Source organism: Vibrio mimicus CAIM 602, from assembly GCF_000338875.1.
Classification (GTDB): Bacteria; Pseudomonadota; Gammaproteobacteria; order Enterobacterales; family Vibrionaceae; genus Vibrio; species Vibrio mimicus.
Genome location: NZ_AOMO01000044.1, coordinates 166,362 through 179,946 on the forward strand (window position 1 = coordinate 166,362; position 13,585 = coordinate 179,946).

A 13,585-nucleotide genomic window follows, 5' to 3' on the forward strand; every position below is an offset into this window, starting at 1 on the left:
ACTAGGAGATAACGTATGTACACGGAATTTTTTAAAACATTCAGCGACCAAACTGAGAAGAACTTCGAACCGTATATCAAGTTCAACAAGTTGGTGACAAAGAATGTTGAAGTGTTGACTGAGCTGCAACTCAATGCGATTCGCACCTACAGTGAACTAGGTCTGGCGCAAATGAAAGCAGCCAGCGAGATCAAGGATGTGACTTCTTTAACCGCTTTCAACTCACAACAGTTGGGCGTACTGAACAAACTCTCTCAGCAAATGATGGATGACAGCAAAAAACTGCAAAACATCGCGAAAGAGTTTAAAGATGATGTTGAAAAACTTGCCTCTGAAAACCTTAAGACAGTGACCCCTGCGTAACACTGTATTTCGCGCCGCCTTCGGGCGGCGCTTTTTTCTGTTTTAAGGAGTAAGTGTATGTTCCAACATGCCTTTACGGACTACCTTGTCCAGCTACAACAAGTGAACCAGCGTTGGTGGAAAGAGGTTGAACAGAGCAAAGCAGCCGTGAATTCCCCATTAAACAAAGCGATGCAAGAAGTGAATCTGGAAGACTCGCTCAAATTCTTTGAGCAAGCCGCTAATCAGCCTGCTGCCTTGTTAAAATTGCAAACCCAGTGGTGGGAACAGCAATTGCAAATTTGGCAAAAGGTGGTTCTTGAATCCAAAGTTCAATCGATTATGGAAGCGGAAAAGGCGATAAGCGTTTTAATCATGAAGCGTGGCAACAAGATCCCTTCTTCAACTTCATCAAGCAATCCTATCTGCTGTTCAGCAAAACCTATCTAGATACGATAAACGCTATCGAAGGCCTAGATGAAAAAGCCAAAGAGCGGATCCTATTTTTCTCACGTCAGATGATCAATGCACTTTCACCGAGCAATTTTATTGCGACAAATCCGGAGTTATTGCGTCTGACTTTAGAAAAGAATGGTGAGAACCTGATTGCTGGCCTTGAGCAATTGAAAGAGGATGTCGCTTCAAGTGCGGACATTCTCAAAATACGCATGACCAACAATAACGCCTTCCGTCTAGGGGAAGATGTGGCGAATACGCCCGGCGAAGTGGTGTTTAAAAATGAGCTGTTTGAGCTTATTCAGTACAAACCGTTGACGGAGCAGGTTGCTGTGACCCCGCTTCTGATCGTTCCTCCTTTCATCAACAAATACTACATTCTCGATTTGCGTGAGAAAAATTCCATGGTGCGCTGGCTGTTAGAGCAAGGACACAGCGTATTTATGATCTCATGGCGTAATCCGGGAGCTGCACAAGCGCAAGTCAGTTTTGAAGATTATGTGCTTGAAGGGGTAGTGAAAGCGGTAAATGCGATTGAATCGATCACGGGACAAGAGCAGATCAACGCGGCAGGCTATTGCATCGGTGGCACAGTATTGGCGACAACCATTGCTTATTATGCTGCTAAACGCATGAAAAAACGCATTAAAACGGCGAGCTTCTTTACCACCTTGCTTGATTTCTCTCAGCCGGGAGAAGTGGGTGCCTACATTAATGACACGATCATCCGTGCTATTGAGGCACAAAATAATGCTAAAGGGTACATGGATGGACGCTCACTCAGCGTGACATTCAGCCTACTGCGTGAAAATAGCTTGTACTGGAATTACTATGTGGACAACTACCTGAAAGGGCAGAGCCCGGTTGATTTTGATCTCTTGTACTGGAATAGCGACAGCACTAACGTGGCGGGCGCTTGCCATAACTTCTTGCTACGTGAACTCTATCTTGAGAACAAACTTGTTCAGGAGAAGGGAGTGAAAGTCGGCGGGGTATGGATTGATCTAGATAAAATCAAAGTCCCTAGTTATTTCATTTCGACGAAGGAAGATCACATTGCACTTTGGCAAGGGACTTACCGTGGCGCTTTGCGTACCGGTGGGAACAAAACCTTTGTGCTGGGTGAATCTGGTCATATTGCAGGGATAGTCAATCACCCTGAGAAACGTAAATATGGCTACTGGTTAAATGACACACTGGATGACTCTGCTGAAGATTGGCTAGAAACCGCTCAGCATCGCGAAGGCTCATGGTGGGTACATTGGAACGAATGGTTAAACGGCTTTGCCGAAGAGATCAAAGTTGAACCATACCCATTCGGTAATGCAGAATATCCCGTGCTTTATGCAGCACCGGGAGAATATGTAAAACAAGTTCTTCCTGTTCAAGAATCATGATTTAGCGCCACCATTCGGTGGCGTTTCTTTATTTTCCTCACTAACTATATTTATTTTTTCAATAATTTTCCTTATATGGCTATTAGTTTGGCTTATTTACTCATGCTTATTATTTATTGGAGCTTCCGTTTTTATTAAGGCTAAATAATAAAGCACAAATTTAAGTGCTTAATTATCAATAAATAATAAACACAGAGATAAATAATGAAAACACTCAAACGGAGTATTGGTGCGGCGCTACTTTTTGCGAACGCAGCAGTGGCAACCACCTTACCTGCCCCCAACTGGCATACCTTTGAGCTAGATGATGGCAGTATGGTAGAACTGAGGTTGATGGGAAATTCGGAGCTACATTGGTACCAAAATCGTGATGGAAACATCATTATTCAAGGCGATGATGGTGAATGGTACTTTGGTCAATATCAACAACAAGAGCAACGTGGTGAAATTATTTCCACGGGAGTTAAATTAGGTGCTGGTGTTATCGCACCGGAACAGTCTAACGTGGTTTCCCATCCAGTAATATTACCTGCACAACGCGCTTTCGAACCTGAAAGTGCTTCTTTTAATACACGTTCACTCTATGAACGAAACCAATTTTCTCCTGAATTTGTGCCTACACGGCGTAATCAGCCATTATTAGTGGTTCAGGTAAGTTTCACTGATGTTGCGATGGAAAATAACTTCGCTCAGCGCATCTTCGGGCAAAACCAACAAAGTGTTCGGGATTATTTTTTGAAGAACAGTAATGATCTTTACACTGTCGTGCCCGCGAGAGAGACTTCCGGAGTGGAGAATGACGGTGTAATTGATATTGTTCTACCGCGTAATCACCCCAACTGCCACTCAAAGACGGATCCAACCTGTGGTCGAAGACTTCACGACACAATTGCAGCCGCCTATCAAGCGCTGGATAACCAGTTTGATCTCGCCCCTTATGACACTGACGGTAATGGTTCAATCAAACCTTCAGAATTGTCAGTCATGTTCGTTTTTGCAGGATTTGATCGCTCATTTGGTGATGGTAATACCCCATATATTTGGCCTCATCGTTGGGCACATAGCGCAGTAACGTTAGACGGTAAAACCATCACCGATTATTGCCTGTTTGCTGATAAACAAGGTGATCACCAATCCACGATGGGTGTTATTGCTCATGAACTCGGGCATTTGATGTTAGGACTTCCTGACCTGTATGCCTATGAAGGTGATGGTTCCGTTGGGCATTGGGGATTGATGGGCGGCGGAAGCTGGGGGACGAAAAGCTGGGGATCTCTACGCAGGTGAAACACCCGTCAATATGCTGACTTGGAGTAAAGAGTTTTCGGGCTTCATCGAACCGAGAGTCATTGATGGAGAGCAAGCCGTCACGATCAACACTGAAAACGATGGCGGAGTCATTTATCTCGATGATTACCTGAAACGCCAAGGCCCAAGATTGTATGTGGAAAACCGCCGAAAGCAGGGCTACGATCGTTCGATCCTCGGTGAAGGCTTATTGATGACGTCGGTAAACATCGACAACCCATTCAACAGTGCTGGCCCAATGCAGGTACAAATATTACAAGCAGATGGTCAGGATGACTTAGCTTCAGGTCGAGGTAGTGATCGTGGTGATGTCTTCCCTGGGAGTCGAAATATCAGCACTTTATCGGATGATACCGATCTATCGTTGCGCCTTGTCACATCCGGAAGAGCAACCGGCGCGAGTATCTCAAATATTCAAAGTACCCTACAAAGTGGCAGCTTCCTTTTTAATAAGCCAGTAGCCCAAGGTAAATCCGCTTGGATCACCACATTAGGAAGGGATAACCGCTATTTTGAAACCGCAAATAATGCCATTGGATTTGGGGTTGATGTTGGACCACAAGAAAAACGGCTAATGGGTTTTCATTTTTATGCAGGGCAAACAGCCGTCGCAAATTCGGTCGATTATGTTCTCTACCGTTACCCATACAGAACGACTTGGCGTGGCGTGAGTGTGGACGTTGCCGCGCGAAATGAACTTGGGCGCGGGCAATTACCTATGGACGGTGGTCGAGTGATGTTGGCTCAACCTCATACACTGCCTGCCGGCTCATCATTATTAGTCTTGGAGCTGAATAATGGACAGCCAGAATTCACCTACAGCTTTATGGATTCTTATTTGACGAACTCCGGGCGAAAACCACAGTTTGAAGGGAGTGTCAGTGACTACTTAACATCTGGTTTAAGAGGTACGGGTGGTAAGCAATATCCATTCGCTGCTTTGCTAGAAGATGTTGTGCTGAATCCTGCATTAAATGCACAGAATGATCAGTTCCAAATCATGGAGGATACGGCCGCTGCAATGAACCTGGTGAGTAATGATATCGCTGTGCCGGAACGCTATCGCATTGAATTGGGAGAAAAGCCGCGTTTAGGGAGCTGGAGTAATAACCGCTATGTGCCGAATTTGAATGCGACGGGACGTGATCGCTTCACTTATCGTATTGTCGGAACACAAGGTGAAGTTTCCAATTATGCAGAGGTAACGGTAAATATCTTACCCATAAATGATGCACCGACGTTTGACCTTGAATTAAATCAGCCGACATTAGAGATGGGTTCCAAAATTCGCTTAAGTGCAGTCAGAGTGAATGATGTGGACTCTTCGAGAGTGACAATAAATTGGCGTCAGCTAAGTGGTCCAGCAACTCAGTGGAATAGTGTAGATACGTATTCGATTAATATTGAATTACGAGAAAATATTGCGGTAGATCAAAATATTATATTCCGTGCCACTATTTCAGATAATGAAGGTGCCAAAACAGAAAAAGACATTACTATCGTTGCGAAAAGTCAAGTTATTAATCTTAGTGGAGGAGATGTCTCGATTGAATTTGGGCAGAGCGTCACGCTGGATTTAATAAAAGGATTAGATCCCGATAATGTCAGTAGAATTGAAATTCTACAATATCCAATAAAAGGTAAAGCTTATATTCAAGGTATGAAGTTGATATATGAAGCACCTAATTCTAGTGATTTACCGATTACAGAATCAGTTAAATTCAAAGTGGTTGACCAGTCTGGCAATGAATGGGAGTCGAACTACACTATATCGGCAAGGAATAAAAGCACATTGGCTAAAAATACAGAATCAGATTCTGGTGGTGGATCAATGGAATTTATAAGCTTATTTGTTTTCTTATTCTTGGTGGTGGTGAGACAGATAGGCAGTTTAAATAATATGCTGCTCAATTTATTGCAACTTGTGTCATTTGATCATTTTTACAAGCGAAAGCTATGATTCTATTTTTCAATAGCTTTTCAATTTTAAATGTGACTCTAATCACCCAATTAATGCAAGTGTAAAGAAACAAACCAAGCAAAAGAGAATCGCGTCACGTATAGTGTTTTAGCTCTAAACTGCCTCAGTGAGGATGTTTAGAGCTGTTTTTTTGACGCATTACAATAGATATTTATTGGCTTATAACTATTTATTATGTGGTTATAAATAATCTTGTTTTGTAAGAGTCAGCTAATATTGATACTTTTAAAAGTAATTAAGGAAACTCAATAAGTATAATAATGGTAATAGGTGACATCGAGGTACGTTGCTGAAATGAAAACAATAAATAGGACCATTGACGTAAAATATTTAAGAACATTTTCGCAAGTTGCAAAACATAAAAGTTTCACTGCTGCTGCTGAGTCTCTTTTTATGACACAACCTGCGGTATCTCAACATATTAAAAAAATTGAGAGTGTCATTGGTGCAAGTATTTTCGACAGGAAAGATGGTTTTGGTTTGACTAAGCATGGCAAAGTGCTATTGGAGTATGCTGATCAAACCATGAGTATGTATGAAAAATTATTTGAGGATTTAGAACGAGTTGATATAAAGGAACAAGTTAACATCGCCATTGCTGATTCTTTTAGTCAAGTATTAGTAGAAAGAGTCATTAGTGAATTCCGTTTGTTAAATAATACCGATCTCTCCATTTCGGGATTCAGTTCAGATGCTCCTCCAAATCTTCAGGATTATGATCTTATTTTCAGCTTTAGCCGTTTAAGTGATGAAAATGGGAAATCCTATCAACTTAATACCGCCAATTATGTAGTGGCGCATAATAGTTGTATTGATCCGAGAGAGTGTTATCCCGAGCGTATCGTCTACTGCCATACTTTAAATAAAACCTTTGTACAGGAGATGTTGACACAGCAGGGGATTGATTTATGTCGAGTAAAAAGTTGGATGACAACCAGCTCATCTCGGCTTATGAAAAGTGAGCTCAACACGTTAGGTACTGTGGTTATTTGCCCACGTTGGTCTATTCATGGAGCAAATTGCCGAACGATTACATTGCGACAGCAAGCGAATATGTATGTCTGGTGTAATGATGAAATTGTGCTTGAGTTGGATCAGCATGCGCTGAGAAGAAAAATTTGTATGGCACTGAGTAATGAAAGTTACTGTGTGGATACTCGGAAAGTCATGCATGGTTTTCGCCATCTGGATATTGCATGACTTTGTTGAGTGATCCTTTATTGAGTGATCCTTTATTGAGTGATCACAGAGAGCACGCAGCCAGTCCAACCTGTTAATGCTAAAGGTATTCCAAGTGGAATACCTTTTTTATAGGCGGGTGCATCAGAGAGTTGAGCATACAACCCCATAACGACTAGCTGTAGAGTTGTTAAACAAACCAGTAATGGCGCACATAGGATCAGCCATTGGGGATCAATGCCGAATAAAAACACAAAGCTCAGCTTAATATCTCCGCCGCCAATTTTTCCCGAAAGCCAAGTCAAAAAGCCTAACAGCAGCACCGCGAGTGCATGTGCTGAAGCAGTAAAAATGTAGCCACCCAGTATGCCTAACAGCACACTGCACAGGCCGATTTGCCATACCAAGGTATTAGGTATTTTTCGGTTTTGATTATCGGAATAACAAACTGCCAGTGATAAATAAAACAACACTGCAATTAATATCCATTGAAGTAAAAGTATCGTCATCATGATTGCACTCTAAAAATTATTTTCCAACACCTCAAATCATTAAAAATAATACGTCGATAAAAAATCGTTATTATCGGTTATAAATTTGTATTATCCATCAATAAAAAATAATGATTTGTCATGATATTAGGTAAGAAATAATATGATTCATGTTTCAACAATCCCTTCTGTCAATAACAAGGAAATAACATGTTTTACAAAGTTCTTGCTAAAGCGTATGAGTTTAAAATGAAAGCTCAAGATATGTTTAACGATCAACGCGGTGTAACTGCAGTTGAATACGCTATTATCGCCGTTGCTATGTCAGCAATCATTCTAGTGGTATTTAAAACCGGTGGATTTAAAGAAGCACTTAATAGCGCAGTTGAGAGTGTGAAAACTAACATTGGCGATGCAAACAAATCTAACTAGTCGCTATAAACGTTACGGAGGTCTTTGGACCTCCTAATTTTCAAGGTAGAAAATGAACAGAAATATAATATTTCTGCTTGTTGCTGTGACTATTTTTTCCACTCTGTACTATTTACAAGATCAGCTTTTTTCATCAGAACCTGAGACACAAGCTCCACAGATAGTAGAAGAGAAAAAGGTTCAGATACTGGTTCTGTCCAGTGATAAGCAAAAATCGCAACTCATTGATAAAAAAGATTTTGAAGTGGTTGAAATCAATGAGTCTACATTTAATGAAAGTGGTGATGAGCGCAGAGAGGATATTATCATTCGTCCTGGTGCGCGCTATCGTGAAAACTTGCTCAACGGGCAACCGCTAAAGAATTCCCATATCAGTAATGTCGGTGACAGTGATTTTCTACTGCTTTCAATTCATCAAGATGAAGTTCCTTATTATTATGAGGTGAAAAGCAGTGGAATATTAGAATCGATACCGTTACAACCGGGTGATTTAGTGAGCTTTGTTTCTACGACTTCTTCAGAATCGAACTTACTGCAAACGGGTTACCAAGATGTAGGTAATTTAACCAGTAAAGTGATCATCAGTAATGCACGCATTATTCAAGTTATTAAAGGTGATCTTATTGAAGGAAAAGAAGCGAATGATGATATTAAACACAGTTTGGTCATTGCTCTCAAAGTACAAGATGTACTTCGTTTAGAAATGGCTCAAAAGATTGGTGATGTCAGTATTATTCCATCAGGTTTAGTGAATCGTTATTTGTCGATTAGAAGTAGCGATATTCTTGAACATCAATTTGGTATTCGGGAATTAAGAGGTAAGGAACAATAATGAAAATGCAACAATGCTCTTATTCGCTATTATCACTTATTTTATTAAGCTCGACTGCGTGGTGTGCTGAGCTAATGAATTTAGATCAAGCGCAGCCAAAACTATCAATTTAAAACGCCAAATTGATACGGTATTTGTCGCCGATAATACGGTGGCGGATTATCGTATTGTCGATCAAAACAAAGTGGTGGTTTACGGTGTTGGTCAAGGCGCGACTTCTGTCATTGTGTATGACCGCGGTGGTAATGAGATTTACAACAGTGAGGTGGTGGTTAACCAAAGCTTACGCTTACTAAAGCAAACCTTGATCGCCCGTTTTCCTGATGAATCCATCTCAGTATCCAATGTGGGTGATCAGGTGGTTTTAGATGGCACAGTCAGCAGTGAGGAAGTTAAGTACAAAATTTATCGCTTAGTGGGCGAAATGCTGAAGAAAAACGTCAGCAAAGTGAACAATCACGTCATTGAAACAGGGGAAAATAATCGCGAAGAAACACTGCAATATACGGCCACTTACGTGTATGACGGTGTGATCAATAACCTAAAAGTTCTGACCACTGAGCAGATCAACGTTAAGTTGACGATTGCTGAAGTTTCCAGCTCATTCTTAAGTGAGTTGGGGGTTTCCTATGGAGATATTGGTGGCGGTGATGTGGGTAAGTTTTACAACAAACTGCTCGATTTCACGGCACAGGATATTGTCGCCATCATTGCAGCGAGCGGTAACGACGATATTGGTCAAGTTCTCGCAGAGCCGAACTTGTCGGTGATTTCAGGTGAAACGGCCAGCTTTTTGGTGGGGGGAGAAATTCCACTCGCAATTAAAGAGGACGATACCTACACCATTCACTACAAGGAATACGGCATCAAGTTGTCGATGGTGGCAAAAGTCACGGATTCGGAAAATATCCGCCTTTCACTGCTACCAGAAGTCAGCTCGCTAGATAGTGTCAACCGTTCGGACAACTCGTCTTATAACTTCCCTTCACTGAAAACGCGTAAAGCACAAACCACAGTACAACTGAAAGATGGACAAAGCTTTGTGTTAGCAGGGCTACTGACCACGGAAGAACGTGAGTCATTACGTAAAATCCCCATTCTTGGAGATATTCCGATCTTAGGTGCGTTGTTTAGCAGTACCAAGTCCGATCGTAAAAAGACCGAGCTGATTATTGTCGCCACAGTGAACTTGGTTGATCCAGTGAAAACGGAGCAAGTGAAACTGCCAGCCTTTAAGAAAACCAGCGATTTAGAACGCCTACTCAGAATCGACTTAAGCGGAGTGGATGAACCTGAATTGCAACGCACCATTAACGCTGGAGGATTCAACTGATGCGAATGTTAATACTGAGCCTAGTGGCTTGCTTTTTAGTCGGATGTACAACGCCGTCGACAACCAACACACGTGCACTCAATAAGTTTGAAGAGTCCTTTGAATTCGATATTCAGGATAGCGAAATCATGCTTAGACGGGCGATGGATTTTGTTCTTGATGTGAATTTGCGTGAACCGAAAACCAAATACATTGTGATGTATCGACCTGAACAGGGTGAGTTTATTGATCAGTTCGTGCTGCGCATGAAAGCCAAAGGCATCGCTAAATATCGTTATAAGTTGGAAGCCGCTCCTGAGACACAGAGCAAGGCTGTATCCATTTTAGCGACCTACATCCAAATCACGAGTCAGGATTGCGGCACGCTCACCTTTCACAATGCGGACTATTACCCCTTTGGCTGTTCGGTTGAGCATAACCGCGGCATCAGTTTAGTTAATCCATTGGAAGAGTGAGTGATAGCGTGGTCGATCTCAACAACCTATTTAAAACATCGCCCAGTAAGCTGGCAGGTGGAAGTAGTGCGCGTGATCTGATTGTGTCGGACAGTGCGGATTTTATTGAATCCGCACTGGAACTGTACGCTATTGAAGGTTTCACTACGCCACTCCATCAAATTGACTTTGATTTGGAAGCTCAACTCGGTCAGAAAGATCTCAAGCTCAAACACGTCATCTTGGATCTGCGTAAAAGTGATGACTTGCTGGCAGATGTTTCAGCGTTGGCATCATTGCTGGATGTGTCGATCTCGCTGATTGTGGTGAGCCAAATTGATTCCATTCGTATTCGCGACAAAGTCCGCAGCCTTGGTGCAACTTATGTGCTGTGGGATGAAGAACTGGATGGTCTGTTGGCGGCACTTCGCCAGCAAACGCCACAAGAGGTGAATACACAAAGCAAAACACGGGTAGCTAAGCGCATTTTGTTGCTTGGTTCCAAAGGGGGAATTGGGCTTTCTACTTTGGCGGCCGCTTTGTCCCATGCTTTGGTTGAGCAAGCCAACCTGAAAGTGCTGTTGGTGGATCACGATTCTGGCGCACTTAATAGCGACATTTATCTGGGGGTGAAGGGCTTACGTGCCAAGCAAAACTCGATCGATTTGAACCAGACAGAAATCGATGAAGCGATTGCGGCTACCTACATCAATAAAGTGGCTGACAAACTTGATTACCTGATCCTCGAGAAAAGCACGGCATGTTTGCATGATCATGCTGCCATGCTGTTTAACCTCTCATCCGAACTTGTCGGCGGGTACAACTTTATTATTGATGCTGTGCCGTTTAACTCATTTGAAGAGATCCATGACCGTGAATTGAGTGAGAAATATCACCGTGTTTATGTGTTGTGCGAACCCTCGGTGTCTTCACTGCGCTCTTACAACAGCTTGAAGAAGAAAATGGGTAAAACCGAGCACAGTGTTGTCTTTAGCCAAACTCGCAACTCGAAAGACTACATGGTGGATCTCACCACTGCCAAAGAGCGCATTAAGTGCCGAGCGAGTATCGATCTCCCCTATGAATCGGCACTGGAAAAAACCGTTATTCAGCAAGGTCTGAGTAGTCTTTTGAAAGGGCGTTATGGCCAACCTGTCGGCGAAATTGTCACTGCGCTTACCGGCAAAAAGGCTAAACCTGTCTCACGTTTCCGTCTGTTTAAAAAATGAATCAACTCAAAACTATTTACATCGAACTTCGCGACGAAATCTTTGATGCGTTAGATGCGGCAACTTTGGTTGAAACCAGCCATAGCGAGCTGGAATCGCAGTTGAAAGAAACCGTCAACTTATTGATTGATAAAAAGCATCTACAAGTCAGTAGCATCAAGCGCATCGAAATCGTTAAAGCACTCTTGGACGAGCTGAAAGGCTTGGGGCCGCTACAAGCCCTGTTAGAAAATGACGATATTTCGGACATCATGATCAATGGCCCCTCCGACATCTTTATTGAAATCGGTGGCAAGGTGCAGAAGTCACCTATCCAATTCGTCAACGAGAAGCAACTTAACACCATTGCCAAACGTATTGCGTCAGCGGTTGGACGTCGGATTGATGAATCCAAACCCTTGTGTGATGCCCGTTTGGCAGATGGCAGCCGGGTAAACATCGTTATTCCGCCACTGGCGATCGACGGCACTTCCATCTCGATTCGTAAATTTAAAGAGCAAAAAATCAAGTTGGAAAACTTGGTAGAGTTTGGTGCCTTATCGGTGGAAATGGCCAAGTTGCTTTCCATTGCGAGTCACTGCAAATGCAACATTCTGATTTCTGGTGGTACAGGTTCGGGCAAAACCACACTGCTCAACGCGTTATCCGGATTTATCGGCAATACCGAGCGTATTGTCACCATTGAAGATGCGGCTGAGTTGCAGCTACAACAGCCCCATATTGTGCGCTTGGAAACGCGCCAAGCCAGCGTGGAGGGTACCGGGGAAGTTACAGCGCGAGATCTGGTGATTAACGCCCTGCGTATGCGACCAGATCGCATCATTGTCGGTGAGTGTCGTGGTGGTGAAGCCTTTGAAATGTTGCAGGCGATGAACACGGGCCACGATGGTTCCATGTCCACACTGCACGCCAACACCCCACGAGATGCGATAGCGCGTGTGGAAAGTATGGTGATGATGGCAACAGCCAGCCTGCCGATTCAAGCGATTCGTCGAACCATAGTGAGCGCGGTGGATCTGATCGTACAGGTAAAACGCCTGCACGATGGTAGTCGTAAAGTGATGTTCATCAGCGAAATCATTGGTCTTGAAGGTGATAGCGTGGTGATGGAAGACATTTTCCGCTTTGAAAATAACGGCGAGTTTCAAGATGGAAAAATTCAGGGGCAATTTCGTTCTCCTGGGCTTTCTACGCGCTCCGTTATTTATGAACGAGCCAAGTTCTTTGGTTTGGACACAACGCTAAGGGAGATTTTCCAATGACTTGGATGCTTCTTTCATGGCTGGCTTTGCTGGTGTATTTCTTACTGAGTAAGCGAAAAACCAATCAAGAGATCACTCGTCTTATTGAAAACGTCGGCAGTTTCGAAGGCGTAAAAGGTGTGAAAGCAGTGATTGATGCGGAGCGGTTTGAAGAGAGCTTACATGTTCGCATCAAACGTGTGGCGCGTGAATTCACGCAACTGTTGAATCCGAATCCGGCACTGAAACTGTTGATGTTTTTTTTGATCTCCGCGATTGCTGTCTACTTCATCAATGACTTTTTCTTGCAACAGACCTACTGGAAAGTCTTGCTGTTTTTACAACCGCTGCTGTTTGTGGTGTTTATCGTCAAACTCAGAGCCCACAAAACGGCGAAATTCCAAAGTAACTTTCCGGATGCACTCAATATTCTCTCTGGTGCATTGTCCGCAGGGCAGAGTATTGTGCATGCCTTCGAATATGTAGGGAAGCAGTTGGATAACGACGTCGGCTATGAATTCAAGTTTATGGCAGAACGTTTACTGATTGGTGAAGATCCGGATGAAGTGTTAGCCCGCAGTGCCGCCAGTTTTCCTTATGTGGAATATTTCTTTTTTGCCTCAACCATTCGCATCAATTTAAGCCGTGGTGGTCAATTAAAAGAAGTGATCAACCGTATTAACCGGATCATGTTTGATGCACGGGCCGTTGATAAAAAGAAAAATGCTTTAACTTCGGAAGCGCGTTCATCAGCAAAAATTATTGCCGCACTACCGGTAATATTTCTGCTTATTCTGAAATTCACTAGCCCGGAAAATTATAATTTTGTGATGTTTGAAGAAGGTGGAAAGCCCATATTTTATTACGTGGTCATCAGTGAGCTTATCGGTTTTTTTTGTATTTGGATGATTTTAAGAGGAGTCGATTAAT

The 13,585-nt window shown here is 42.9% G+C and carries 11 protein-coding genes and 2 pseudogenes; 12 read left to right on the forward strand and 1 reads right to left on the reverse strand.

The window, feature by feature from the left end; genetic code table 11:
- The first annotated feature begins 15 nt into the window (after window positions 1–15).
- The 5 genes and pseudogenes from D908_RS05650 to D908_RS05645 all read left to right on the forward strand — a co-directional run bounded on the left by D908_RS05650 (window position 16) and on the right by D908_RS05645 (window position 6,684).
- Window positions 16–363 (forward strand): phasin family protein, encoded by a 348-nt coding sequence (locus D908_RS05650; RefSeq protein ID WP_000287820.1) that lies wholly within the window; start codon window positions 16–18, stop codon window positions 361–363.
- 57 nt (window positions 364–420) lie between these two features.
- Window positions 421–2,195 (forward strand): annotated as a pseudogene (locus tag D908_RS0119680) (class I poly(R)-hydroxyalkanoic acid synthase).
- A 204-nt stretch (window positions 2,196–2,399) separates the two neighbouring features.
- Window positions 2,400–3,482 carry a M6 family metalloprotease domain-containing protein gene (locus tag D908_RS22580; protein WP_235047367.1) on the forward strand — a complete coding sequence of 361 codons (1,083 nt, stop codon included), beginning with the start codon at window positions 2,400–2,402 and terminating at the stop codon, window positions 3,480–3,482.
- A gap of 13 nt (window positions 3,483–3,495) precedes the next feature.
- The gene (locus D908_RS22585) at window positions 3,496–5,463 is read left to right on the forward strand and encodes an Ig-like domain-containing protein (RefSeq protein ID WP_235047368.1); all 1,968 of its coding nucleotides are present in this window, start codon (window positions 3,496–3,498) and stop codon (window positions 5,461–5,463) included.
- Between the two features lie 315 nt (window positions 5,464–5,778).
- The gene (locus D908_RS05645; protein WP_005517925.1) at window positions 5,779–6,684 is read left to right on the forward strand and encodes a LysR family transcriptional regulator; all 906 of its coding nucleotides are present in this window, start codon (window positions 5,779–5,781) and stop codon (window positions 6,682–6,684) included.
- A gap of 32 nt (window positions 6,685–6,716) precedes the next feature.
- Here D908_RS05645 and D908_RS05640 read toward each other — a convergent pair whose 3' ends face one another.
- Window positions 6,717–7,175 (reverse strand): prepilin peptidase, encoded by a 459-nt coding sequence (locus tag D908_RS05640; RefSeq protein WP_032467664.1) that lies wholly within the window; start codon window positions 7,173–7,175, stop codon window positions 6,717–6,719.
- 189 nt (window positions 7,176–7,364) lie between these two features.
- On the opposite strand from D908_RS05640, the gene D908_RS05635 reads away from it, so the two are divergent.
- From D908_RS05635 to D908_RS05605, 7 genes and pseudogenes are all read left to right on the forward strand, one after another.
- The gene (locus tag D908_RS05635) at window positions 7,365–7,586 is read left to right on the forward strand and encodes a Flp family type IVb pilin (protein WP_000499511.1); all 222 of its coding nucleotides are present in this window, start codon (window positions 7,365–7,367) and stop codon (window positions 7,584–7,586) included.
- 52 nt (window positions 7,587–7,638) lie between these two features.
- The gene (locus D908_RS05630; protein WP_005525791.1) at window positions 7,639–8,418 is read left to right on the forward strand and encodes a flp pilus assembly protein RcpC/CpaB; all 780 of its coding nucleotides are present in this window, start codon (window positions 7,639–7,641) and stop codon (window positions 8,416–8,418) included.
- Window positions 8,418–9,751, forward strand: a pseudogene (locus tag D908_RS05625) (type II and III secretion system protein family protein). The gene D908_RS05630 and the pseudogene D908_RS05625 overlap by 1 nt, the downstream one beginning before the upstream one ends.
- Window positions 9,751–10,206, forward strand: coding sequence for a hypothetical protein (locus D908_RS05620; protein WP_001242527.1), 456 nt, complete (start codon window positions 9,751–9,753; stop codon window positions 10,204–10,206). Before D908_RS05625 ends, D908_RS05620 begins: the two are co-directional and overlap by 1 nt.
- An 8-nt stretch (window positions 10,207–10,214) precedes the next feature.
- The gene (locus tag D908_RS05615) at window positions 10,215–11,414 is read left to right on the forward strand and encodes a CpaE/TadZ family protein (RefSeq protein WP_032467675.1); all 1,200 of its coding nucleotides are present in this window, start codon (window positions 10,215–10,217) and stop codon (window positions 11,412–11,414) included.
- Window positions 11,411–12,676 carry a TadA family conjugal transfer-associated ATPase gene (locus tag D908_RS05610; RefSeq protein WP_001072652.1) on the forward strand — a complete coding sequence of 422 codons (1,266 nt, stop codon included), beginning with the start codon at window positions 11,411–11,413 and terminating at the stop codon, window positions 12,674–12,676. The genes D908_RS05615 and D908_RS05610 overlap by 4 nt, the downstream gene beginning before the upstream one ends.
- Complete coding sequence (locus tag D908_RS05605) at window positions 12,673–13,584, forward strand: type II secretion system F family protein (protein WP_000220082.1); 912 nt, start codon at window positions 12,673–12,675, stop codon at window positions 13,582–13,584. The genes D908_RS05610 and D908_RS05605 overlap by 4 nt, the downstream gene beginning before the upstream one ends.
- The last annotated feature ends 1 nt before the right edge of the window (window position 13,585 follow it).